The sequence below is a fragment of the Agromyces sp. NPDC029043 genome, from assembly GCF_055564615.1.
This window is the reverse complement of record NZ_JBVHVX010000001.1, coordinates 468,931-491,898: the sequence shown is the minus strand read 5'-3', so window position 1 is coordinate 491,898 and position 22,968 is coordinate 468,931. Positions and strand designations below refer to the sequence as shown.

General features: G+C 70.9%; 23 protein-coding genes. 6 read left to right on the top strand and 17 right to left on the bottom strand.

All coding sequences use genetic code 11. The annotated features are described in order from the left end of the window. Nucleotides 1–88 precede the first annotated feature (88 nt). Nucleotides 89–586, top strand: coding sequence for a GNAT family N-acetyltransferase (locus ACZ4TW_RS02315; protein ID WP_465539739.1), 498 nt, complete (start codon nucleotides 89–91; stop codon nucleotides 584–586). 3 nt (nucleotides 587–589) lie between these two features. Here ACZ4TW_RS02315 and ACZ4TW_RS02310 read toward each other — a convergent pair whose 3' ends face one another. The 4 genes from ACZ4TW_RS02310 to ACZ4TW_RS02295 form a co-directional block, all read right to left on the bottom strand. After that, entirely contained in the window at nucleotides 590–1,978 is a 1,389-nt protein-coding gene (locus ACZ4TW_RS02310) for a dihydrolipoamide acetyltransferase family protein (protein ID WP_465539737.1), read from the bottom strand. A 25-nt stretch (nucleotides 1,979–2,003) separates the two neighbouring features. Continuing rightward, nucleotides 2,004–2,963 (bottom strand): alpha-ketoacid dehydrogenase subunit beta, encoded by a 960-nt coding sequence (locus ACZ4TW_RS02305; RefSeq protein WP_465540255.1) that lies wholly within the window; start codon nucleotides 2,961–2,963, stop codon nucleotides 2,004–2,006. A gap of 80 nt (nucleotides 2,964–3,043) precedes the next feature. After that, nucleotides 3,044–4,177 carry a thiamine pyrophosphate-dependent dehydrogenase E1 component subunit alpha gene (locus ACZ4TW_RS02300; protein ID WP_465539734.1) on the bottom strand — a complete coding sequence of 378 codons (1,134 nt, stop codon included), beginning with the start codon at nucleotides 4,175–4,177 and terminating at the stop codon, nucleotides 3,044–3,046. 16 nt (nucleotides 4,178–4,193) lie between these two features. Beyond that, the gene (locus ACZ4TW_RS02295) at nucleotides 4,194–5,303 is read right to left on the bottom strand and encodes a histidinol-phosphate transaminase (RefSeq protein ID WP_465539733.1); all 1,110 of its coding nucleotides are present in this window, start codon (nucleotides 5,301–5,303) and stop codon (nucleotides 4,194–4,196) included. A gap of 52 nt (nucleotides 5,304–5,355) precedes the next feature. Here ACZ4TW_RS02295 and ACZ4TW_RS02290 point away from each other — a divergent pair, with 52 nt between their 5' ends. Then, nucleotides 5,356–5,736: a phage holin family protein gene (locus tag ACZ4TW_RS02290; protein WP_465539731.1), complete on the top strand. Its 381-nt coding sequence runs from the start codon at nucleotides 5,356–5,358 to the stop codon at nucleotides 5,734–5,736. Here ACZ4TW_RS02290 and ACZ4TW_RS02285 read toward each other — a convergent pair. The 3 genes from ACZ4TW_RS02285 to ACZ4TW_RS02275 all read right to left on the bottom strand — a co-directional run bounded on the left by ACZ4TW_RS02285 (nucleotide 5,733) and on the right by ACZ4TW_RS02275 (nucleotide 8,548). Further along, nucleotides 5,733–7,217, bottom strand: a complete 1,485-nt coding sequence (locus ACZ4TW_RS02285; protein WP_465539730.1) for a hypothetical protein — start codon at nucleotides 7,215–7,217, stop codon at nucleotides 5,733–5,735. The two genes, ACZ4TW_RS02290 and ACZ4TW_RS02285, sit on opposite strands and share 4 nt — an antisense overlap. After that, nucleotides 7,214–7,519 (bottom strand): hypothetical protein, encoded by a 306-nt coding sequence (locus ACZ4TW_RS02280; protein WP_465539728.1) that lies wholly within the window; start codon nucleotides 7,517–7,519, stop codon nucleotides 7,214–7,216. The genes ACZ4TW_RS02285 and ACZ4TW_RS02280 overlap by 4 nt, the downstream gene beginning before the upstream one ends. Before the next feature lie 111 nt (nucleotides 7,520–7,630). Next, nucleotides 7,631–8,548 carry an aminoglycoside phosphotransferase family protein gene (locus ACZ4TW_RS02275; RefSeq protein WP_465539726.1) on the bottom strand — a complete coding sequence of 306 codons (918 nt, stop codon included), beginning with the start codon at nucleotides 8,546–8,548 and terminating at the stop codon, nucleotides 7,631–7,633. Between the two features lie 98 nt (nucleotides 8,549–8,646). Between ACZ4TW_RS02275 and ACZ4TW_RS02270 the strand changes: the two genes are divergently transcribed. Both ACZ4TW_RS02270 and purB read left to right on the top strand, forming a co-directional pair. Continuing rightward, nucleotides 8,647–9,174: a low molecular weight protein-tyrosine-phosphatase gene (locus ACZ4TW_RS02270; protein WP_465539724.1), complete on the top strand. Its 528-nt coding sequence runs from the start codon at nucleotides 8,647–8,649 to the stop codon at nucleotides 9,172–9,174. Next, nucleotides 9,171–10,556: an adenylosuccinate lyase gene (purB, locus tag ACZ4TW_RS02265; protein ID WP_465539722.1), complete on the top strand. Its 1,386-nt coding sequence runs from the start codon at nucleotides 9,171–9,173 to the stop codon at nucleotides 10,554–10,556. The genes ACZ4TW_RS02270 and purB overlap by 4 nt, the downstream gene beginning before the upstream one ends. A 263-nt stretch (nucleotides 10,557–10,819) precedes the next feature. Here the strand turns inward: purB and ACZ4TW_RS02260 are convergent, their stop codons facing one another. The 4 genes from ACZ4TW_RS02260 to ACZ4TW_RS02245 all read right to left on the bottom strand — a co-directional run bounded on the left by ACZ4TW_RS02260 (nucleotide 10,820) and on the right by ACZ4TW_RS02245 (nucleotide 14,790). Continuing rightward, nucleotides 10,820–11,098: an ABC transporter ATP-binding protein gene (locus tag ACZ4TW_RS02260; RefSeq protein ID WP_465539720.1), complete on the bottom strand. Its 279-nt coding sequence runs from the start codon at nucleotides 11,096–11,098 to the stop codon at nucleotides 10,820–10,822. Next, nucleotides 11,095–11,697, bottom strand: a complete 603-nt coding sequence (locus ACZ4TW_RS02255; RefSeq protein ID WP_465539718.1) for a DUF308 domain-containing protein — start codon at nucleotides 11,695–11,697, stop codon at nucleotides 11,095–11,097. The genes ACZ4TW_RS02260 and ACZ4TW_RS02255 overlap by 4 nt, the downstream gene beginning before the upstream one ends. A gap of 71 nt (nucleotides 11,698–11,768) precedes the next feature. Further along, a complete protein-coding gene (gene pntB, locus ACZ4TW_RS02250; RefSeq protein ID WP_465539717.1) occupies nucleotides 11,769–13,184 on the bottom strand; it encodes a Re/Si-specific NAD(P)(+) transhydrogenase subunit beta in 1,416 nt (471 codons plus the stop codon). 40 nt (nucleotides 13,185–13,224) lie between these two features. Further along, a complete protein-coding gene (locus ACZ4TW_RS02245) occupies nucleotides 13,225–14,790 on the bottom strand; it encodes a Re/Si-specific NAD(P)(+) transhydrogenase subunit alpha (protein WP_465539714.1) in 1,566 nt (521 codons plus the stop codon). 387 nt (nucleotides 14,791–15,177) lie between these two features. Here ACZ4TW_RS02245 and ACZ4TW_RS02240 point away from each other — a divergent pair, with 387 nt between their 5' ends. Next, entirely contained in the window at nucleotides 15,178–15,894 is a 717-nt protein-coding gene (locus ACZ4TW_RS02240; RefSeq protein WP_465539712.1) for an IclR family transcriptional regulator, read from the top strand. A gap of 73 nt (nucleotides 15,895–15,967) precedes the next feature. Here the strand turns inward: ACZ4TW_RS02240 and ACZ4TW_RS02235 are convergent, their stop codons facing one another. Together ACZ4TW_RS02235 and ACZ4TW_RS02230 are read right to left on the bottom strand one after the other, a co-directional pair. Continuing rightward, entirely contained in the window at nucleotides 15,968–17,872 is a 1,905-nt protein-coding gene (locus ACZ4TW_RS02235) for an FAD-binding monooxygenase (protein WP_465539710.1), read from the bottom strand. Nucleotides 17,873–18,045: 173 nt separating this feature from the next. Beyond that, nucleotides 18,046–19,221, bottom strand: coding sequence for an aminotransferase class I/II-fold pyridoxal phosphate-dependent enzyme (locus ACZ4TW_RS02230; RefSeq protein WP_465539709.1), 1,176 nt, complete (start codon nucleotides 19,219–19,221; stop codon nucleotides 18,046–18,048). 126 nt (nucleotides 19,222–19,347) lie between these two features. Here ACZ4TW_RS02230 and ACZ4TW_RS02225 point away from each other — a divergent pair, with 126 nt between their 5' ends. Next, nucleotides 19,348–19,719, top strand: a complete 372-nt coding sequence (locus ACZ4TW_RS02225) for a hypothetical protein (protein ID WP_465539707.1) — start codon at nucleotides 19,348–19,350, stop codon at nucleotides 19,717–19,719. A 69-nt stretch (nucleotides 19,720–19,788) separates the two neighbouring features. Here the strand turns inward: ACZ4TW_RS02225 and dnaB are convergent, their stop codons facing one another. From dnaB to ACZ4TW_RS02205, 4 genes are all read right to left on the bottom strand, one after another. Further along, complete coding sequence (gene dnaB, locus ACZ4TW_RS02220; RefSeq protein ID WP_465539706.1) at nucleotides 19,789–21,162, bottom strand: replicative DNA helicase; 1,374 nt, start codon at nucleotides 21,160–21,162, stop codon at nucleotides 19,789–19,791. Nucleotides 21,163–21,652: 490 nt separating this feature from the next. Next, complete coding sequence (gene rplI, locus ACZ4TW_RS02215) at nucleotides 21,653–22,105, bottom strand: 50S ribosomal protein L9 (RefSeq protein ID WP_465539704.1); 453 nt, start codon at nucleotides 22,103–22,105, stop codon at nucleotides 21,653–21,655. Between the two features lie 11 nt (nucleotides 22,106–22,116). Beyond that, nucleotides 22,117–22,374: a 30S ribosomal protein S18 gene (rpsR, locus tag ACZ4TW_RS02210; RefSeq protein ID WP_092673953.1), complete on the bottom strand. Its 258-nt coding sequence runs from the start codon at nucleotides 22,372–22,374 to the stop codon at nucleotides 22,117–22,119. A 78-nt stretch (nucleotides 22,375–22,452) separates the two neighbouring features. After that, on the bottom strand, nucleotides 22,453–22,965 hold the full coding sequence (locus tag ACZ4TW_RS02205) for a single-stranded DNA-binding protein (RefSeq protein ID WP_465539701.1): 513 nt from the start codon (nucleotides 22,963–22,965) through the stop codon (nucleotides 22,453–22,455). Nucleotides 22,966–22,968 lie beyond the last annotated feature (3 nt).

Here is a 22,968-nt window from a genome sequence, read left to right as displayed (position 1 = left end):
GTTCATCGGGTGAACGGATGTCGCGTGGTGACGGAACATTGTGGACAAGGTTCTCCGTTCGACGGTGGTCCGTGCGAGAGTGTCTGCCGTGGAACTCGCCACGATTCCGATCGCCCTGCACCCGTTCACCGTCGCCGACGCCGAGCGCCTGCTCGCCGGCGACGTCGACCCCCTCGACGGCTGGGAGGGCGGGTACTCGTTCACCGACGAGCCCGAACTGCTCGCCGAGTTCGTCGGCACCGTGCGCCGCAACGGCGACCCGGCGCCGTTCGGCCCGTACCTGGTGCGCCGGAGCGACGGGGGAGTGGAGGATGGGGCGGCCATCGGCGGCGTGAACCTCTTCGGCCCTCCCGACGAACGCGGCGCGGTCGAGTTCGGTTTCGGCCTCGTGCCCGCGGTCCGGGGCGAGGGCCTCTCGCGTCACGTCGTGGCCGAGACGCTCGAGCTCATCCGCTCGACCGGTGCGGCGATCGCGCGCGCCGAGTGCGAGGTCGCGAACCTGCCGGCGCGGCGCGTGCTCGAGCAGGCGGGCCTGGTCGAGGTCGCCCGCACCGACGACGCGGTGACGCTCGAGATCCGCCTGTAGCCGCTACTCGAGCAGCAGCGCGGGCTCCTCGATGATCGAGGCGACATCCGCGAGGAAGCGGCTGGCGACGTCGCCGTCGACCACGCGGTGGTCGAACGAGCCGCCGATCGTCGTGACGTAGCGCGGGCGCACCTCGCCGTCGACGACCCACGGCTTCTGCCGGATCGTGCCGAGCGCGACGATCGCGACCTCACCGGTGTTCAGGATCGGCGTCCCGGTGTCCATGCCGAAGACGCCGATGTTCGTGATGGTGATCGTGCCGCCCTGCATCTCAGCCGGCTGGGTCTTGCCCTCGCGGGCCGTCAGGGTCAGCTGCTCGAGGGCCGCGGCGAGCTCGACCATCGACATGGCCTGCGCCTCCTTGACGTTCGGCACGATGAGCCCGCGGGGCGTGGCCGCCGCGACGCCGAGGTTCACGTAGTGCTTGACGATGATCTCGTCGTCGGTCCACTGCGCGTTGACCGTGGGGTTGCGACGCGCGGCCCAGATCATGGCCTTCGCCATGATCAGCAGCGGCGAGACCTTGACGCCGGCGAAGTCGGCCGAGGCCTTCAGGCGCTTGACGAACTCCATCGTGCGCGTGGCGTCGACGTCGACGAACACGGATACATGCGGTGCGGAGTATGCGCTCTGGACCATGGTCTGGGCGATGGCCTTGCGCACGCCCTTGACCGGGATGCGCGTCTCGCGGTCGGCCGGCAGCTCGGGCGTCTGGATGTTGCGGAACACGCTCGCCTGGCTCGCCTCGCGGATGACGTCGTCGCGGGTCACGTCACCGATCGGGCCGGTCGGCGTCACACGCGAGAGGTCGACGCCGAGGTCCTTGGCGAGCTTGCGGATCGGGGGCTTGGCGATCACCGGCACACCGTCGTCGGGGCGTTCGACCGGGCGCCCCGGTTCAGCGACCGCACCGGTCGCCGGCGCCACGGACGGTGCGGCGACGTCGGCCGGCGACGGCGGGACGAGGTGCTCGTGCGCGCCGCCTGGAGACGGATGGCGACGACGACGGCTGCGCGATGGACCCGTGCTTCCATGGCCGACGAGCACCGCACCTCCCTCGGCCTCGGCGGCGGGGGCCGCGGAGGGTGCCTCGGGCGAGACGGCCTGCGGGGCCGGCGACGCCGGCTCGGCGGGAGACATGCCGCCAGCGGCATCCGTTCGGATGACCAGGATCGGGGTGCCGACGTCGACCGTCCGGCCCTCCTCGACGAGGAGCTCGGCGACCGTGCCCTCGAAGGCGCTCGGCAGCTCGACGAGCGACTTCGCCGTCTCGATCTCGACGAACACCTGGTCGAGCGCGATGCGATCGCCGGGCGCGACGCGCCACTGCACGATCTCGGCTTCGGTGAGTCCCTCGCCCACATCGGGAAGGGGGAACCGGATCTCGCTCATCGTGCTCCTCGGGTGGTCGATCGGATCAGTACGCCAGCGCGCGGTCGACGGCCTCGAGCACGCGGTCGGCGCTCGGGAGGTACTCGGTCTCGAGCGCGGCGGGCGGGAACGGGGTGTCGAACGCTGAGACGCGCAGCGCGGGCGCCTCGAGCGAGTAGAAGGCGCGTTCGGCGACCGTCGCGGCGATCTCGGAGCCCACGCTGACCGAGCCGTACGCCTCCTGCGCGACGACGAGCCGACCGGTGCGCTGCACGGAGTCGACGATGGGACCGTAGTCGATGGGGGAGAGCGACCGAAGGTCGACGACCTCGAGGCTGCGGCCTTCTCCGGCAGCGATGTCGGCGGCCTGCAGGAGGGTGGCGACCATCGCGCCGTGCCCGACGACCGTGACGTCGTCGCCCCGCCGCACCACGCGACTCGCGTGCAGTGGGGACCCGGAGTGGTCGTGGTCGACGGGACCCTTGGGCCAGTACCGGCTCTTCGGCTCGAAGAAGAGGACCGGATCGTTCGAGGCGATCGCCTCCTGGATCATCCAATACGCGTCGTGCGGGCTCGACGGACTGACCACCCGCAGGCCGGGCGTGTGCGCGAAGTACGCCTCTGGGCTCTCCTGGTGGTGCTCGATCGAGCCGATGTGGCCGCCGTAGGGCACGCGGATGACGACCGGCATCGACACCGTGCCGTCGTGCCGCAGGGTCTGCCGGGCGAGCTGCGTGGTGATCTGGTCGAACGCGGGGAAGATGAACCCGTCGAACTGGATCTCGAGGACCGGGCGGTAGCCGCGCATCGCGAGCCCGATCGCCGTGCCGACGATGCCCGACTCCGCGAGGGGGGTGTCGAGCACCCGCTTGTCGCCGAACTCGGCGAGCAGCCCCTCGGTCACGCGGAACACGCCGCCGAGCGCGCCGATGTCCTCGCCCATGAGCAGCACCTTCTCGTCGGAGCGCATCGCCTCGCGCAGGCCGGCGGTGATCGCCTTGGCCATCGAGAGGGTGTGCACGCCGCGGAGCCCGCCCGCATCGGCCTCGGCGGGCGCACCCGCGAGCGTCTGGGCCGTCTCGACGGTCATGCCTGGTCTCCTTCGAACGAGTTCTCGTACTCCTCGAGCCACGCCGCCTGCGCCTCGATCAGCGGATGGGGCTCGCTGTACACGTGCGCGAAGATGTCGCGACGCGGGGGAGCGGTGATCTCCAGCGTGCGTGCGCGCACGTCGGCGGTGACATCCGCCGCCTCCTCGTCGACCTCGTCGAAGAAGGCGGATGGCGCACCGCGGCCCTCGAGCCACGTGCGGTAGCGCGTGATCGGGTCGCGCGCCGTCCAGTACGCGACCTCGTCGTCGGTGCGGTACTTCGTGGGGTCGTCGGCGGTGGTGTGCGCGCCCATGCGGTACGTGACCGCCTCGATGAAGGTCGGCCCGTCGCCCGCACGGGCCTCCTCGAGCGCCTGACGCGTGACCGCGTAGCTGGCCAACACGTCGTTGCCGTCCACGCGGATGCCGGGCATGCCGAAGCCGCCGCCGCGGAGCGAGAGCGGGCTGCGCGACTGCCGTGAGACCGGTACGGAGATGGCCCAGTGGTTGTTCTGCACGAAGAACACCTGCGGAGTGTTGTAGCTCGAGGCGAACACGAGCGCCTCGCTGGCGTCGCCCTGCGACGTCGAGCCGTCGCCGTAGTAGACGAGCACCGCGGCATCCGTCTCGGGGTCGCCCGTGGCGGTCGCGCCGTCGAACTGGAGGCCCATCGCGTACCCGGTGGCGTGCAGGGTCTGCGACGCGAGCACGAGCGTGTAGAGGTGGAAGTTGCCGTTCTCCTCGGGATTCCAGCCGCCGAGGGTCGCGCCCTTTAGCAGCCGCAGGATGCCGACGGGGTCGAGGCCGCGGACCATGCCCACGATGTGCTCGCGGTAGGAGGGGAAGATGTGGTCCTGCGGGCGGGCGGCGCGGACGGAGCCGACCTGCGCGGCCTCCTGGCCGTGGCTCGGCACCCACAGTGCGAGCTGGCCCTGCCGCTGCATGTTCGCGCCCATGACGTCGAGGCGGCGCGAGAGCACCATGTCGCGGTAGAACTGCTCGAGCGTCGCGTCGGGCAGCGCCTCGACGAGGGAGACGTAGCCTTCAGCCTCGGGGGTCGGACGCAGGTCGCCCTCGGGCGTCAGGAGCTGGACCGTCGGTGCGGTGAAGTCGCGTGAGGGGGCTGCCACCGTTCCACGGTACCCGCTAGGTGGAGGGCCCTTCTTGTGAAGGTCCGACAAGCTCCCCGAGAACCCTTAGGAGTACGTCCACAGACTCCGGTTCGCCGACGGAGACCCGGATGCCGTCGCCGGGGAACGCCCGCGCGACGATCCCATGCTCGAACAGACGCTCGGCCACTTCCGTCGTGCGGTCGCGCGTGGGCAGCCACACGAAGTTGCCCTGCGCCACGGGAATGGCCCACCCCTGGGCGACGAGCGCGTTGCGGAGCGCGTCGCGCCGCTCGACGAGCGCGTCGACGCGACGGAGCAGCTCGGCCTCGGCCTCGGGCTCGAGCGCGGCGAGTGCGCCGGCCGTGGCGACCCCGGTGACGCCCAGGGGGATCGCCGTCGCCCGGGCGGCATCGAGGATCTCCACCGGCCCGATCGCATAGCCGACGCGGACGCCCGCGAGGCCGTATGCCTTCGAGAACGTGCGGAGCACGACGAGGTTCGGGTGTCGTCGGATCAGCCGGCTGCCGTCGACGGACTCCTCGCCGCGCACGAACTCCGCGTACGCCTCGTCGAGCAGGACGAGTCGGTCGGACGGCACGCGCGCCATGAACCGGTCGAACTCGTCGCGCGTGACGGCGACGCCGGTGGGGTTGTTCGGGGAGCACACGATGATCACCCGCGTACGCTCGGTGACGGCGTCGGCGAGCGCATCGAGATCGTGCCCGTGGTCGTCGCGGTTCGGCACCTGCACGCTGCGCGCGCCGGCCACCGTCACGAGACCGGGATAGGCCTCGAACGAGCGCCACGAGTAGACCACCTCGTCGTCGGGTCCCGCGGCCGCGAGCACGAACTGGGCGAGGAGCGCCACCGACCCGGCGCCGACCAGCACCTCGTCGGCCGTGACGCCGTAGCGCTCGGCGAGCTTCTCGCGGAGCGTGAGCGCCGTGGCATCCGGATACCGGTTCACCTGGGCGGCGGCGGCGGCGATCGCCCGCTCCACGGCCGGAACGGGCGGCCACGGGTTCTCGTTGCTGGAGAGCTTGAAGCCGTCGGCAGGAGCGGGGCGGCCCTGTCGATACGGGGGGAGGGCGGCGATCTCGGGGCGCAGGCGTACGTGTGCGGTCGTGGGCTCCGGTGCGGTCACGGATTCCACCGTACCCCTTCGGCGTGCCGGGGTCCGCTGCCATACTCGGGGCATGCGCTTCCTGCTGAAGGTCCTCGTCTCGGCGTTCGCACTGTGGCTGACGACGCTCATCGTGTCGGGGGTCCGGGTGGTGCCGTACGAGGAGACCGAGCTCGCCACGGTGCTCACGTACCTGCTCATCGCGCTCATCTTCGGCATCGTCAACGCCACCGTCGGAACCTTCATCCGCATCGTCGGATTCCCGTTGTACGTGCTCACGCTCGGGCTCATCTCGTTCATCGTGAACGGCCTGCTGCTGCTCATCGTCGACTGGATCAGCGGCCTGATCGGCTTCGGGCTCGAGGTCGAGAGCTTCTGGTGGGGCGTCCTCGGCGCGCTCGTGCTCGGCATCATCAGCTGGCTCATCGGCCTGGTGGTCCGTCCGCGCAACTAGTCGGGTGGGCTGCGCTCGGCGTGCCAGAGCGACACCTCGACGGCGGACCGGCCGCCGGTGAACGAGCTCACGAGGTCGTGGAACTCCCGCAGCCGCGGATCGTCGTCGCGATCGATCAGGCGCGCGGTGCCCTGGTACTGCGCGAGCGCGTGCGCCGGCACCGAGTCGCCCGCCTTCGGCGTCAGTTCGCCGACGCTGCGCTCGACCTCGATGCGACCGGCGGCCGCCACGCCGGAGCCGCCGGTCGCCGGGACGAGATCCTCGCTGTGGGCGACCGCGAGCACCGGGGTCTCGCCCGTCGTCACCTGCTCGACGGGCCCGCCCAGGCTGACGGCGGCGACGACGTCGAGGTCGCGACCGCGGTCGGCGGCGAGGTTCGCCGCCACCATCCCGCCGGCGGAGTGCCCGACGACGATCACGGGCTCGTCCGGGGAGACGCCGGCCTGCCGCATCGCGTCGCGCACCGCGCGTTCGGAGGCGGCCGCCTCGACCGGGAGGCCGACGAGGTCGCCCAGAACCGACGCATCGGCGGCGCCGTGGAGGTTCGCCGTCATGTCGTACGGCTCCCGGGCGGGAGTGAGGCCGAAGTCGACGGTGCCGCCGGAGTACACGATCCACCGCGCCCCTGCCTCGGTCTCGTACCGCTCGATGCGGATCTGGGGTTCCCCGGGCTCGGACGGCGGGATCCGCGCGGCCAGGTCGCCGACGCCGCGCACCGGGCCCGGCCGGCTCGCGGTCGTCGCCGCGGCGGGGTCGTCGCGGCGGTCCGCGACCTCCGTCACCGTCACGGACGTCTCCCGTACTGCCCGAGCGCCCGTGACCAGGCCGACCACGCCCGCGGCGGCGAGCAGCAGGTTCGCGTTCTCGGGCGCCTCGAGCGCCGTGCCCGCGGCGAACAGCGGCTGGCTCCGGAACAGCCCGGCGAGGAACTCGTCGGCGTGATCGGCCGCGGCACGCACGAGCCCCACGAAGGAGGGGTCGGACAGGATCGGCAGACCGTGCTCGCGGACCAGGCGGTCGACGGCCGCCGCATGCTCGACGGGGGAGAGGATCATCTGGACCAGGCTGTACGCCGCGGGCGGGCCGAGGGCGAGGGCGGCCGCCGAGGTTCCCGCCACCAGCAGGGTCGGCGCGGCCATGCCGAGCAGACCGGCCGCGACGCGGCGTGCCGCCTCGGCGAGACCCGCCGCAAGCGTCTCGGCGGCGGCGTAGGCGCCGCCGCCGAGGAGCAGTGCCTCGGCGAGGGCGGACGCGGATCGGCCGGCCGCATCGAAACCGGCCTGTGCGGTGTCGATCGCGAGCCCGGCGGCCCATCCGGTTTCGGCCACGCCCAGGTCGTCGAGACGTCGCCGCAGGGCCGAGGCACGCGCCGCCCATTCCGCCATGATGTGCGCGGCTGCCGTGAGGCGCACGGCCTCGGCGAGCAGCGCATCGGTCTCGACCGACGTCTCGCCGCCCCCGCGGACCTCGAGTTCGCTCATCGGCCCCCCTCGAGAAGTCGGTCGCGCGCAGCGACGAGCTCGGCCTCGGCATCGAGCAGGAACTGCTCGGCGCCGGCGAGCGAGTAGCGCACCTCGACCGCGCCCGCCGAGTACCGGTCGGCCGCCATGGAGTGCCAGCCCTCGATGCGATCGAGCACGAGCCCGGGCCGGACCTGCTCGACCTCGGCGCGGAACGCGCGGAGGCCGAACAGCACGTGGTCGATGGCCTCGAGCCGGCGATCCGCGGCAGCGGCTCCGACGTCGAACGCGATCGGGAACGGCGCGGGGTCTAAGGTGGTCACCCGGCGAGTCTCCGTCGGCCGCGGGGCCGTCCCGGCGGACTCACCCCATGAGGTGGTGTCGATGCGCGACCGCCGGCCTGGGGAGGACGGGTCCTCCCGCACGCGGGGCGATCAGTCCGCCAGCACCTCCGACAGCGCGTGCGCGCCCACCCGGCCGATCGGTCCATCCACGCCGATCGTGTCGACGATCGCGGAGCCCATCGCGAGCGCCCAGCCGCGCGCCCGCGCCCAGTCCGACGCCTCCGTCGCCCGTAACCGCTCGACCCGGTGTCGGAACACGGCGCGGCCGGGCGCATCGAACACGAGCCACGCCGCCGCCAGGTCGGTCGCCGGGTCGCCCGCCGTGAGGTCGCCGAAGTCGAGCACCGCCGCGAGGGTCCACACGCCGCCGCCGGCGCGGCCGAGCAGCAGGTTGCCCGGGTGCGGATCGCCGTGGACCCACCGCGGCGAGCCGTCCCACGGTCGCGCGGCGAGGGCCTCGGACCACACCGCGGCAAGCCCCGCGACATCCGCCGCGACCAGCCGCTCGAGCCGACCCGACGCGAGCCGCTCCGCGACGACCTCGTCGCGCTCGGCCAACGGCACGCCGCGGTACGCGTTCGTCGGCGCCCCGCCGGGTGCGGGCTCCCCGATGGCCACGATCACGTCGGCGAGCGCCTGGGCGATGGGTCGGCGCTCGGCCGGGCCGACGGATGACGCGGGCACGCCCTCGAACCACGGCGTGATGCTCCACGCGTACGGGTAGCCCTCGCCCGGCTCGCCCATCGCCACGGGAACCGGCGCACGGACGCCGTCGGGAAGCGACCCGGCGACCACGGGAAGCCACCGCTGCTCCGAGCGCACGAGCCGATCGCCGAGCGCGCGCCGCGGCATCCGCACCGCCCATCGGTCGCCGAGGCGGAAGATCGCGTTGTCCCACCCGTTCGCGACGAGCTCGACCGGACCGGCGAACGACGGATGCTGCGCGGCCACCAGGCGCGCGACCAGCGCCTCGTCGACCTGCACGTCGGCGTCCGGCGCATCCGCCATCGCCACCTCCACCGTCGCGCGCTCGCCCCCGTCCCGGGGATACCCCCACCGGATCCGACTCTGTTCCGAACGGGCCGGACTCCTCCACAATAGGTGCCATGACGCGAGCGGAACCCGGGGGGGAGCCCGCGCAGCGATTCCGAGTCTCGTTCGTGTGCACCGGGAACATCTGCCGGTCGCCCATGGCCGAGGTGGTGCTGCGCGCGCTGGCCGAACGCGCCGGCCTCGAGGAGCGGATCGCCATCGAATCGGCGGCGACCGGCGACTGGCACGTCGGCGAGCGCGCCGACGCGCGCACCATCGATGCGCTGGCCCGCGCCGGCTACGACGGCACCAGGCACCGCGCCCGCCAGTTCGACCCCGACGACTTCCCGCAGCTCGACCTCGTCGTCGCGTTCGACCGCGGGCAGTCGCGCGTGCTCCGCAACTGGGCGCGCAGCGCGCACGACGAGCACAAGGTGCGGCTGCTGCTCGAGTTCGACTCCGAGCTCTCGCCGCTGCAGGACGTGCCCGACCCGTACTACAGCGACGATGCGACCTTCGATCGGGTTCTTGGGATGATAGAGCGGTCGACGTCGGCGCTGTTCCGGCAACTCGCTCCCGCTCTCAGACAAGGACTCCGATGACTTCGCTGCCTCCCCAGCCGCTCAGCCCCCTCGACGGCCGGTACCGCGCCGCCGTCGGCGAGCTCGGCGAGCACCTCTCCGAGGCGGGCCTGAACCGGGCGCGCGTGCACGTCGAGATCGAGTGGCTCATCGCCCAGACCGACCGCGGCTTCTTCGGCACGAGCGCGCTGTCCCACGACGAGAAGCAGGCGCTGCGGGCGATCGTCGCCGACTTCGGCCAGGCCGACATCGACGAGTTGGCGCGCGTCGAGGCGACCACGCGGCACGACGTGAAGGCCGTCGAGTATTACGTGCGCGGCAAGCTCGACCAGCTCGGGCTGTCGAACCTCGCCGAGCTCACGCACTTCGCCTGCACGAGCGAGGACATCAACAACCTCTCGTACGCGATCACCGTGCGCGATGCCGTCGCGCAGGTCTGGCTGCCGAAGTACCGCGCCGTGATCGCCCGGCTCGCCGAGCTGGCGCGCGAGCACCGCGATGCGCCGATGCTGTCACGCACGCACGGGCAGCCGGCGACGCCGACGACGATGGGCAAGGAGCTCGCGGTCTTCGCCCACCGCCTGCAGCGCATCGCCGCGCAGGTCGAGGCGACCGAGTACCTCGGCAAGTTCTCCGGCGCGACCGGCACGTTCTCGGCGCACCTCGTCGCGGCACCGGATGTCGCGTGGCCCGAGGTCTCGCGCGAGTTCGTCGAGTCGCTCGGGCTCACCTGGAACCCCCTCACGACGCAGATCGAGTCGCACGACTGGCAGGCCGAGCTCTACGGCCGCATCTCGCACGCGAACCGCGTGCTGCACAACCTCGCGACCGACATCTGGACGTACATCTCGCTCGGCTACTTCCGCCAGATCCCCGCCGCCGGCGCCACCGGCTCGTCGACGATGCCGCACAAGGTCAACCCGATCCGGTTCGAGAACGCCGAGGCGAACCTCGAGCTGTCGTCGGCCGTGCTCGACTCGCTCGCGGCGACGCTGGTGACCTCGCGCCTGCAACGCGACCTCACCGACTCGAGCTCGCAGCGCAACATCGGCGTCGGCTTCGGTCACTCGGTGCTCGCGCTCGACAACATCCTGCGCGGGCTCGGCGAGATCGACCTCGACAGCGCACTGCTGCTCGAGGACCTCGACGGCAACTGGGAGGTGCTCGGCGAGGCGATCCAGACGCTCATCCGCGCCGAGGTCGCCGCCGGCGATTCGACGATCGCCGATCCGTACGCGCTGCTCAAGGAGCTCACGCGCGGCAAGCGCGTCGGCGCGACCGAGCTCGCCGAGTTCGTGCAGGGCCTCGAGATCACGGATGCCGCGAAGCAGCGCCTGCTCGCGCTGACGCCGGCCACCTACATCGGCCTCGCCGACGAGCTCGTCGACCGCCTCGACGCGTAACCCCCTCGGGCGGTCGCGTCCCGAGGCCCTCGCGCCCCCACGGCTCGCGCCCATGCCCGTTCCCTCCCGTCACCCGAATCCCGGGTTTCTGCGGGTGCACCCGCACGAACCCGGAACTCGCGTGCCCGGAGCGGGCGACACCCCCCACAGGCGGACCCGAGCCATCCCTCGAATCCCGGGTTTCTGCGGGTGCACCCGCACCAACACGGGACTCGCGTGTCCCCCGCGGGCGCCGTGGAAGCGCGGAGCTCGACGCCGTCGCGTCAGTCGGCGGACGGATCCTTGCGCGCCGGATCGCCGCCCGTGCCGTCGCCGTGCTCGCCCGGGTTGGGCTTGATCGTCATCGCGAGCAGGGCGAGCACCATGAGCACCACGATGAAGGTGCCGCCGGCGGTGATCAGCGTGATGGTCCAGTCGCGCGTCGTCATCAGCACGATGAGCGCCGTGAAGACGGCCGCGATCGCCGCGCCGCCCACGTACTCGGCGGGGCGCAGCACCTCGCGCCGGCTGGGGCGGTAGTCGTCGCCGGGAGGCTGGGTCACGAGTGCTCCGATCCGGATGCCGCGTCGCCGGTGCCGACCGGCCCGGTGGCGGCCCACTTGAGCGAGAACCCGCCGATCAGCAGCAGCACGCCGAGCACCACGAAGTACGCGCCGAGCAGGCCGACCGCGGTGACGGGATCGAGCGGGAGGAGGACGAACACGAGCGCGAGCACCGCGGTGAGCGCGCCCGCGGTGATCCAGTCGCGGGCGGCGGCGATCCGGCCGCGCGATCGCAACCCGGCGATCAGCTCGAGGATGCCGGTGACGGCCGCCCACACGGCCACGGTGAACGTGAACGCGGCGACACCGTTCGGTGCGGTGTCGCGGAGCCCGAGCGCCGTGAGACCGGCAGCGGCCGTGAGCACGCCGTTCACGACGAACGTCCATCGGGCGAGGCGGTCGGCGACGAGCCGCGCCGACAGGGCGCCCACGATCACGCCCGAGGCGACCGCCCACGCGCCGAACACCGTGAGGCCGAGCGCGGGGGAGTGGTCCTGCGAGAACGTGATCACCGCCGACGGCACGAGCGCCAGGGCGCCGCGCACGACCGGGACGAGCCAGGCGGCGCGTTCGGGGGCGGCATCGCGGGCATCGGCCACGGAGACCTCTTTCGACGGGGAACCGTTCAATCCTACGCGGCGCGTCGTGGCGGCGATGCCCGTGCCCGTGCTCAGAGCGCCTTGAGGATGTCCTCCACGCGCTCCTTGGCGTCGCCGAAGAGCATCTGCGCGTTGTCGCGGTAGAACAGCGGGTTGGCCACGCCGGCGTAACCGCTCGCCATGGACCGCTTGAACACGATGACGTTGTCGGCCTCCCAGACCCGCAGCACCGGCATGCCGGCGATCGGGCTGCCCGGGTCCTCCGCCGCAGCCGGGTTGACCGTGTCGTTCGCACCGATCACGAGCACCACCGACGTGGAGGCGAGGTCGTCGTTGATCTCGTCCATCTCCTCCACGATGTCGTACGGAACCTTGGCCTCGGCGAGCAGCACGTTCATGTGGCCCGGCAGGCGGCCGGCGACGGGGTGGATGCCGAACCGCACGTCGATGCCGCGCTCGCGCAGCTTCGACGTCAACTCGGCCACGGGGTACTGCGCCTGCGCGACGGCCATGCCGTACCCGGGGGTGATCACCACGCTCGAGGCATTCACCAGCAGCTCCGCGGCATCCTCGGCCTGGATCTCGCGGTGCTCGCCGACCTCCTCGTCGCCCTTCTTCGGCGCCTCGATGCCGAACCCGCCGGCGATGACCGAGATGAACGAGCGGTTCATGGCCTTGCACATGATGTACGACAGGTAGGCACCCGAGGAGCCGACGAGCGCACCGGTCACGATGAGCAGGTCGTTGTTCAGGAGGAAGCCGGCCGCGGCCGCGGCCCATCCGGAGTAGCTGTTCAGCATCGACACGACGACCGGCATGTCGCCGCCGCCGATCGAGGCGACGAGGTGCCATCCGAGTGCCAGTGCGAGCGCGGTCACCGCGATCAGCAACCACAGCTGCGGGGTGATGACGTACCAGACCGTCAGGCCGACGAACACGACGAGCGCACCGAGGTTGAGCACGTTCTTGCCCGGCAGCACGAGCGGCGCCGACTTCATTCGCGCCGACAGCTTGAGGAACGCCACGATCGAACCGGTGAACGTGACGGCGCCGATGAACACGCCGATGAAGACCTCGGCGTGGTGGATGTCGGCGAGCGCGCCCTCGAGGCCCGGATCCTCCAGGTGCCCGTTCCAGCCGACCAGCACGGCCGCGAGGCCGACGAAGCTGTGCAGCAGCGCGATCAGTTCGGGCATCCCGGTCATCTGCACGATGCGGGCACGCCACAGGCCGATCGCCGCGCCGATGAGCATCGTGACGACCAGGATGATCAGGCCGACGGTGGCGGAGGGCTCGCCCCAGGCGTCGGTGAACGTCAGCCACACGGTCGCGACGAGCGCGATCGCCATGCCGATCATGCCGTAGACGACACCGGCTCGGGCGGTCTCGTGCCGGCTCAGGCCGGCGAGGCTCAGGATGAACAGCAGGGCCGCGACGAGGTACGCGGCGCCGGCGACGGAGTCGGGGGTCAACAGGGATTCAGGCACTCTGGGGGCTCCTCAGCAGGGACGGAAAGTCGTGTCGCGGTCAGCTCGTCGTCCGGTCGCCCCTGGCGAACATGCCGAGCATGCGCCGGGTGACCGCGAACCCGCCGAAGATGTTGATGCTGGCGATCAGGATGGCGACCGCCGAGAGGACCTGCACGATGGGCACGTCGCTCGTGACCTGCAGGATGGCGCCCACGATGATGATGCCCGAGATCGCGTTCGTCACGCTCATGAGCGGGGTGTGCAGCGCGTGCGCGACCTTGCCGATCACGTAGAACCCGACCACGACCGAGAGCGCGAGCACTGTGAAGTGCTGCGGCAGGGGATCGGGCGCGACCGCGTTCACGAGGAAGAGCACCGCGATGCCCGCGGCGATGAGCCCGATGCGGCCGCCCGTCGTGAGTCCGCGCTTCGGTTTGGCAGCGGATGACGCGGCCGCGACATCCGCTGCCGGCTTCGCCGCCGCCGGGGCCGAGGCCGCCGAGACCTGCACCGGCGGAGGCGGCCATGTGATCTCGCCGTCGCGCACGACCGTGACCGAGCGCTGCACGATGTCGTCGAAGTCGATGGCCAGCCGGCCGTCCTTGCCGGGCGTGAGCAGCTTGACGAGGTTCACCAGGTTGGTGCCGTACAGCTGCGACGCCTGGGCGGGAAGCCGCGACGCCAGGTCGGTGTAGCCGAGGATGATCACGCCGTTCGGGGTGACCACGCGCTCGCCCGCGACCGATCCCTCGACGTTGCCGCCCTGGCCGGCCGCCATGTCGACGATCACGCTGCCCGGCTTCATCGACGCGACATCGGCCGCCGTGATGAGCCGCGGCGCCGGACGGCCCGGGATCAACGCGGTGGTGATGATGATGTCGACGTCGGCCGCCTGCTCGGAGTAGATCTCGGCCGCCCGCCGGTCGTAGGCCTCGCTCGTCGCCTTGGCATACCCGTCGGTGGACTGCTCGACCTCGACCTCGACCTTCAGGTACTCGCCGCCGATCGACTTGACCTGGTCGGCGACCTCGGGCCGCGGGTCGGTGGCGCGCACGATCGCGCCGAGGCTGGATGCCGCGCCGATCGCCGCGAGCCCGGCCACGCCCGCGCCGGCCACGAGGACCTTCGCCGGCGGCACCTTGCCCGCCGCGGTCACCTGGCCCGTGAAGAACCGGCCGAACTCGTGCGCCGCCTCGACGACGGCCCGGTAGCCCGCGATGTTCGCCATCGAGCTCAGCACGTCCATCGACTGCGCACGCGAGATGCGCGGTACCGCGTCGAGCGCGAGCGCCGTCACGCCGCGCGCGGCGAGCGCCTCGAGCAGGTCGGGGCGGAGGGCAGGACTCAGCAGCGCCACCACCGTGGTTCCCGGCTGCAGCAGCGCGATCTCGTCGGCCGTGGGCGCGTTGACCTTCAGCAGGATGGCGCTCGCCCATGCCTCGGTGCGCGGCACCACGATCGCACCCGCGTCGGCGTACGCCTCATCGGGGAACGACGACCGCGCGCCCGCTCCCTGCTCGACCGCCACCTCGTACCCGAGGCCGACCAACTGCTTCACGGTCGCCGGCGTGGCGGCGACCCGGGTCTCCGAGCCCTGCTCGGTGACGACGCCGATGCGCGTCATTCGCTCTCCTTCTCGTCGCGGCGACCATGCTCTCGATGCGACGCGGCATCTCCGGATGGATCGGTGCGGGATGCCGTCCGGCGGGGGAGCCGGGCGCGGCGGCACTGCTGCTCGATCACGATACGTCCCGCCGCGGACGTTCCTCCATCATTACGCCGCGATCGGCGTGAAACTCCCGCGGTTCTTTCACGCGGCGAAACTGCGGGGACGCTCGATCGCCGGATCTCGGCCACGGTCTCGCCGAGAGATCCCGCTGGGCGAGTCGTCCTTCCGGCCGAGTGTTCGGAATCCGTTCGTCGCGTCCTACTATCGAACGAGCCCCGGGCGTCGCATCCCCGGGTCGGGACGACCGGGAGAACCAGCACGACGACCGACGAAGGGCGGGCGATGACCGCAGACAAGCCGGCCGGGGGAGCGGGGTCGCAGACGCTGAGCCGCGGCATCCGGGCCCTCGAGATCCTCGCCGACGCCGAGCGCAACCTGTCGATCGACGAGGTGGCCGCCGGGCTCGGGGTGCACCGGTCGGTGGCGTATCGCCTGCTGCGCACCCTCGAGGAGCACGGCCTCGTCGCGCGCGACGGCGCGGGCCGGCTCATGCTCGGCACTGGGCTCGCCGCGCTCGCGTCGGGTGTGGCGCGCGACCTCCAGCAGGTCGCGCTGCCCGAGCTCAGCGCGGTCGCCAACGAGTTCGGCATGACGTGCCTGGTCGCCGTGCTGGTCGATGCCGAGGAGGCCGTCACGCTGGTCAGCGCGGCGCCCCGCCAGACGACGGCCGTCGTCTCGTATCGACCGGGCCACCGCCATCCGATCACCCGCGGAGGGCCCGGCAAGGCCATCCTGCTGGGCCTGCCCGAGAGCGCATGGCCGGCGGATGTCTCCGACGACCTGCGCGCGGAGATGGCCGACAGCCGCGCTCGCGGTTACACGCTCAGCCAGGACGAGGTCGTGCCCTCGCTGCGGTCGGTCGCCGTGCCGCTCACGCTGCCGGGCCAGCCGCCCGCCGCAATCGCCGTGATCCACGTCTCGTTCCCGCGTCCGGAAGCGGAGATCGCGGAGCGGCTGAAGGCCGCGGCCCGCAGCGTGGCGCGCAACTACGGCGCCTGAAATGGAAGGGCCGGATCGCTGCTCGCGACCCGGCCCTCATGCGTCGGCGACAACGCGGCCGCGCGCGCTGAGGTCAGTGCGCCACGAGGCTGCGCCGCGCGACCAGGTTCTGCCGGAAGAACGCGGCCAGTTCGTCGTCCGCGGTCAGCGGCAGCACGTGCGCGACGTACTGGTCGGGACGCACCACCACGACGACGCCACCGCGGTCGATGCCCCGCAGGTCGAAGATGTCGTGCTCGGGATCGACGGCGTAGACCTTCTCGTAGTCGATGAGCTCGAAAGGTCCCGTACGTGGGAGGAACAGCGGAGGAACCTTCCCGAGGTCGACGTCGCCGTGCGCCTGCTGGTACACGACCTTCACGTCGAAGACGCTGTCGAGCTCGGCGCCCTGGGGCGTGTGGGTGTTCACGGGAGAATCGGAGGCCTCCGCCATCCAGCTCGCCCACTCGGCGAGAGCCGACGACTCGCCGGGCGCCGCGGCATCGGCGAATGCGTAGATTCGCCACCGCCCATCCGCCCGGTGGTGGTGGCCGAGGTGGACGGGGTTCCCGTCTGCGACTCGCGAGGCGGGCGCCGACTTGAAGCGCTTGCCGACCGGGAAACCCGACGCGAGCTCCTGGTGCTCGGCCCCGCCGACGATGAGCGACGGTGCGTACTGCGTCATGAACCCGGCGGGGAACTCCGCCGTGCGGACGTAGAAGTCCTCGAGCTCCGACGGGTTCTCGAACTCCTCGGGCTTCTTCGCCATCAGGGTCGACCACTCGCGGTCGAAGTCGATGAGGTCCTGCGCGACGACGTGGCGCTCCGCGTGGTAGGTCGCCAGCAGCGACTCCGGGCTGCGCCCGTCGAGCACGTGGCCGAGCTTCCAGCCGATGTTCCAGCCGTCCTGCATCGACACGTTCATGCCCTGGCCCGCCTTCGCGCTGTGCGTGTGGCACGCGTCGCCCGTGATGAACACGCGGGGCGTGCGGGTCCCCTGCAGCTCGACGGGCACGTCGTCGAACCGGTCGGTGACGCGGTGGCCCACCTCGTACACGCTGTGCCAGGCGACGTTGCGCACGTCGAGCGTGTACGGGTGCAGGATCTCGTTCGCCTTCGCGATGACCTGGTCGAGTGAGGTGCTCCGGATGCGACCGTGGTCCTCGGGGCTCACCTCGCCGAGGTCGACGTACATGCGGAACAGGTAGCCGCCCTCGCGGGGGATCAGCAGGATGTTGCCCGCCTCCGACTGGATCGAGCACTTGGTGCGGATGTCGGGGAAGTCGGTGACGGCGAGCGTGTCCATGACGCCCCAGGCATGGAAGGACTGGGCGCCGATGTGCTTCGCCCCGATCGCCTCGCGGACGCCGCTGCGGGCGCCGTCGGCGCCGACGACGTACTTGGCGCGCACGACGCGCTCGCTGCCCGCGTGCTCGCCCGCGGTGTGCGCGAGCGTGACGGTGACCGGGTACTCCGCACCATCCGTGATCTGGAGGCCCCTGAACTCGTAGCCGTAGTCGGGCGTCATCCGCGTCGGGGAGTTCCGCATGAACTCGCAGTAGTAGTCGAGCACGCGCGCCTGGTTGACGATGAGGTGGGGGAACTCGCTGACTCCCGCGGGGTCGTCGATCGTGACCGCGGCGCGATGGATGTTGCGGGGGTTCGCGGGGTCGGGCTTCCAGAACGCCATCTCGGTGATGCGGTAGGCCTCGGCGATGATGCGCTCGGCGAATCCGAACGCCTGGAAGGTCTCGACGCTGCGCGCCTGGATGCCGTCGGCCTGGCCGATCTCGAGACGGCCGGGGCGACGGTCGATGATCCGCGTGACCACGTTCGGGAACTGCGAGAGCTGCGCCGCCGCGACGACGCCGGCCGGTCCGGTGCCCACGATGAGCACGTCGACCTCGTCGGGCAGCTCGTCGGGCCGGTCGAGTCCGACGCCCGCGGCGGGCTGCACCCGCGGGTCTCCGGAGACGTATCCGTGGTGGTGGAACTGCACGAGGTGCTCCTCACGTCGTTGTGTGGTGTGGGTGACGGCTTCGGCGTGTTCGATAATAGAATTTGGTATTCAACTATCGCGCGGAGACATGCTAAGCCTGGATGCGTCGTTGCACAAGCCGCATGAGCGTTCCGATCGAGCGGAACCCCTCCGGCGAACGTCGTGGAGTGCCGTCAGGCGGATGCCGCGGCTGCGTCGATGAGTGCCGGCAGCGCGCGCTCGATCGTCTCCATGGTCGCGGTGAGCGAGATGCGGAAGTGCGCCGGCTGGTCGAACAGGGTGCCGGGCATGAGGTGGACATTGCGCTCGGCGAGACCCGCGCAGTAGGCGACCGCGTCACCGCCCGGGGCCCGGCCCCACAGGTAGAAGGTGCCCTCCGGCCTCGTCAAGTGGTATCCGACGTCGCGGAGCGCACCGTACAGCCGATCGCGCTTGCGGGTCAGCTCGGCGACGTCGATCGACACGGCCTCGAGCGCCGGCACCGAGTACTGCATGAGCGCGTCGGGAAAACCCCAGCCGATCGCCAGCTGCATCGGCATGCACGCCTCGCGCAATGCCCGCCGTTCGGCGGGCTCGAGTAGGGGCGAGATCGCCAGGTATCCGAGGCGCTGGCCTGGCGCGAGGAGGACCTTGCCGTAGCTGTAGTCGATCACGGTCCAGGGGTATGACCCGGCCGGGCTGGAGAAGCCGATGCCGTCGAAGCGGATCCGCCGGTAGGGCTCGTCCGACACCAGCCAGATCCGACGACCGTGTCGGCGGGATGCCTCGTCGAGGACCGCCGCGAGGGCATCCCACGTCTCCTTCGGGTACACCCTGCCGGTCGGATTCGCCGGCGAGTTGACGATCACGATCCGCGTGCGCGGCGTGATGGCGCGGGCGATCTCGTCGACGTCGAGGTCGAAGTCCACGGGTGCGAGCGGCGCACCCACGGGGACCAGGTCAGCCGCGTGGAGCATGGGGGCGTAGCAGAACCATCCCGGATTCGGGATCACGACCTCGTCACCCGCATCGGCCAGCATGGCGAGCGCGAGCGAGATGGCACCGAATGCTCCCTGCGTCATCGCGATGTCGTCGGGTTCGAAGTCGAGCCCGAGCTCGCCTCGGAGCCCCGCGGCCACCGCCTCCTGCGCGCCGCGCTCACTGGACTTGTAGGCGTACCAGTCCACCGACCTCGGCTCGAGCTGCGCGCGCATGGCGTCGACGAGCCCCGGCAGGGCCATCTCGTGCGGATTGCCGAACGTGAAGTCCATCGCGTCCGGGTCGCCCGCGACATCCTGCATGCTCGCGAAGGACGAGGTGACGATCGCGATGGACCGCTTCGCATCCATCGCCCGTGTGGACAGGACCATGTCGACCGCCTTCCGGCTGCGCTGCGTCACGGGTCGGTGCCAGCATCGCAAGCGCACTCGCCTGAGTCAATCGGAGTTCATCCGACTGCTCTGGTCGCGCGCGACGAACGCGCGTACCGTCGGATCATGGGGAAGCTCATCGAGAACCTGGCGGAATCGGTCCCCTCGTGGGGCGCGAGGGTTGCATACGGCGAGAAGACCACGATCGGCGGGCAGGAGGCCGTGCCCGTCGCGTTCGTCGTGTTCGGCTTCGGCGCCGGCGAGGGCTCCGGCGACATGCCGGAGGCCGGCAAGTCGATCGCAGGACACGGTGAGGGGAGCGGCGGGGGCGGCGGGGGCTTCTCGGTGCCGATCGGGGCCTACATCACTGGCCCCGACGGGTTGCGTTTCCGGCCGAACACGATCGCACTCGCCGTCGCCGCGGTACCGCTCGTGTCGGCGATCGGCGGGGCGCTCGCGCTGATCGTGGGCGCCGCGCGGTTCCGGTCGCTGCGCTGAGCACGGCCCATTCCGTCATCGCGTGGCGACGGTGTCGTCAACGTTCGGGGCCGTCGGCAAGTCGAAGAGCTACACCTGCACCATGTCGGCGAACCGCGAGAAGTGCCCGTGGAACGCCACCGTCACGGTGCGGGTCGGACCGTTGCGGTGCTTGGCGACGATGAGGTCGGCCTCGCCCGCGCGCGGGCTGTCGCGCTCGTAGGCCGACTCGCGGTGGAGCAGGATCACCATGTCGGCATCCTGCTCGATCGAGCCCGACTCGCGAAGGTCGGAGAGGGCCGGCATCTTGTCGGCGCGCTGCTCGGGGCCTCGGTTGAGCTGCGAGAGCGCGAGCACCGGAACCTGCAGCTCCTTCGCGAGGAGCTTCAAGGCACGCGAGAACTCCGACACCTCCTGCTGTCGGCTCTCGACGCGCTTGCCGCTCGTCATGAGCTGGAGGTAGTCGATCACGACCATCTTGAGCCCCACGCGCTGCTTGAGCCGGCGGCACTTCGCCCGGATCTCGACGAGCGTCATGTTCGGCGAGTCGTCGATGTACAGCGGCGCGTCGTTGATGCGCCCGCGGGTCGAGGCGATCGTGGTCCAGTCGCGGGTGTCGACGGTGCCCTTGCGCATGTTCTGCAGCGGCACGGATGCCTCGGCCGACAGCAGGCGCATCGCGATCTCGCTGCGCCCCATCTCGAGCGAGAAGAAGATCGTGGGCATGTCGTTGGTGATCGCCGCTGAGCGCGCGAAATCGAGCGCCAGCGTGGACTTGCCCATGGCCGGACGTGCCGCGACGATGATCATCTGCCCGGGGTGGAAGCCGTTGGTGAGGTCGTCGAGGTCGGCGAAGCCGGTCGGCACGCCGGTCATCTTGCCGTCGGTGTGCTTGGCCGCCTCGATCTCGTCGATCGCGGTGCCGATCGCATCGGTGAGGGGGACGTAGTCCTCGCTCTCGACCGAACCGGTCACCGAGTAGATCTCGGCCTGGGCGTTGTTGACGAGCTCGACGACCTCGCCCTCGCCCGCGTAGCCCATCTGCACGATGCGCGTGCCGGCCTCGACGAGTCGGCGCAGCAGCGCCCGCTCGGCCACGATCGCCGCGTAGTAGCCGGCGTTCGCCGCGGTGGGCACGATGCTCGTGAGCGTGTGGAGGTACTCCACGCCGCCGGCGCGCTGCAGCTCGCCGGTCTTGGTGAGCTCGTCGGTGACGGCGATGACGTCGGTCGGCTCACCGTGCGAGTACAACGACAGGATGGCGTTGAACACGACCTCGTGCTTGGGCACGTAGAAGTCGACGCCTCGGAGCGTCTCGATGACGTCGGCGACGGCATCCTTCGAGAGCATCATGCCGCCGAGCGCACTCTGCTCTGCGAGCAGGTCGTGCGGCGGTGTGCGCTCGCCCCGGCGAGCCTCGGGGTCATCGAGGGGTTCGGCGATCCCGATGTGCGCGATCGACAACTGATGACCTCCGATTTGCCTCTCAGGGCTCGTCGCCCCGTCCCCCGATCCAGTGTCGACCGGACCCCCGACATGCCCTCGAGACGAGCAGTGCGAGGGCCGCACGCGACATCGTTCGTGGACGCTGACTCACCCTAGGGAAGGGTCATTCGGGGCACAAGCCAGCCTGTGGATAACTCTGTGAACAGTCTGCGCGAAACACCGCGGAACGTGTGCACACCACCTGTGGAGAACTGTGGAATTCGGTCGAATCACACAACCTGAATTCCCCGCTCATCAGGCCTTGTGAGATTCCACACCTGTGGGGGAAAACTTTCTTCCGCTTCTCCGCCGGCCCGTTGTCCACCTGTGGACGAACATGAGGACAACGCCCCTGAAGAGGGGACATGCGAATGTGCGTCGAACGGGTGTAGGAGCCTCTCGTAGCCGGGCCGAACACGACGACGCGGCGACGGGCCGGAGCCCGCCGCCGCGTCGAGTGCGTGTGCGACTACTTGGCCGCGACCACCTGGAGGATGATCGTCGCCGTCACGTCGTCGCGCAGCTTGATCGTCGCCTCGTGGTCGCCGACCGACTTGATCGGCGTGGGGATCTCGATCTTGCGCTTGTCGACCTGGCCGAGACCGGCGTCGGCGACCGCCGTCGCGACATCCGCCGTCTTGACCGACCCGAACAGGCGGCCGCCGAGGCCGGCCTTGACGGCCAGCTTGACCTTGCCCGACTCGAGCTTCGCCTTGAGCGCCTGCGCGTCCTCGATCGAGTGCAGCTCGCGCGCGGCGCGGGCGGCCTTGATCTGGTCGACCTGCTTCTGGCCACCGCGGGTCCACGGGGTCGCGAAGCCCTGGGGAACGAGGTAGTTGCGGGCGTAGCCGTTCTTGACCTCGACCACGTCGCCGGCGGCGCCGAGACCCGAGACCTCGTGCGTGAGGATAACCTTTGCCATTTCCGTGCTCCTTAGCGGCCGGAGCCCGAGTAGGGCAGGAGGGCCATCTCGCGCGCGTTCTTCACGGCGCGGGCGATGAGGCGCTGTTCCTGCACGGAGACACCGGTGATGCGGCGGGCGCGGATCTTGCCGCGCTCCGAGATGAACTTCCGAAGGGTCGCGACATCCTTGTAGTCGATGACGCCGACCTTGACGGACTTCGCGGGGGCGGCGTTCTTCGCGCCCTTGCCGCGAGGCTTGCGGCGGTCGCCGCTGCTCTTTCCAGCCATTACTGATCCTTTGATGTGTACTCACTGGTCGAGGAGCGGCCGGCGGGGCCGGACGCGTCTCGAGACCAGTCGTGAATGTTAGAAGGGCGTCTCGTCGCCGTAGGTGGTGCCCGGGGTGTTCCAGACGTCGCCGCCGCCCGAGGACTGCTGTGCGGGAGCGCTGGGCGCCCATGCGTCATCGGACTGCTGGCCGCCCCCGAAGGAGCCGCCGCCGACGCCGCGGTTGGACTGGGCGCGCGTCACGGACGCGGTGGCGTAGCGCAGGCTCGGCCCGATCTCGTCGATCTCGAGCTCGATGCTGGTGCGCTTCTCGCCCTCCTTCGTCTCGTAGGAGCGCTGCTTGAGACGCCCGGAAGCGATGACCCGGGTTCCCTTGGTGAGTGAACCTGCGACGTGCTCGGCGAACTCGCGCCAGCAGCTCGCGCGCAGGAACAGTGCCTCGCCGTCCTTCCACTCGTTCGCCTGGCGGTCGAACGTGCGGGGGGTCGACGCGATCGTGAAGTTCGCGACCGCGAGCCCGTTCTGCGTGTAGCGCAGCTCGGGGTCGGCGGTGAGGTTGCCCACCACGGTGATGATGGTCTCGCCGGCCATGGG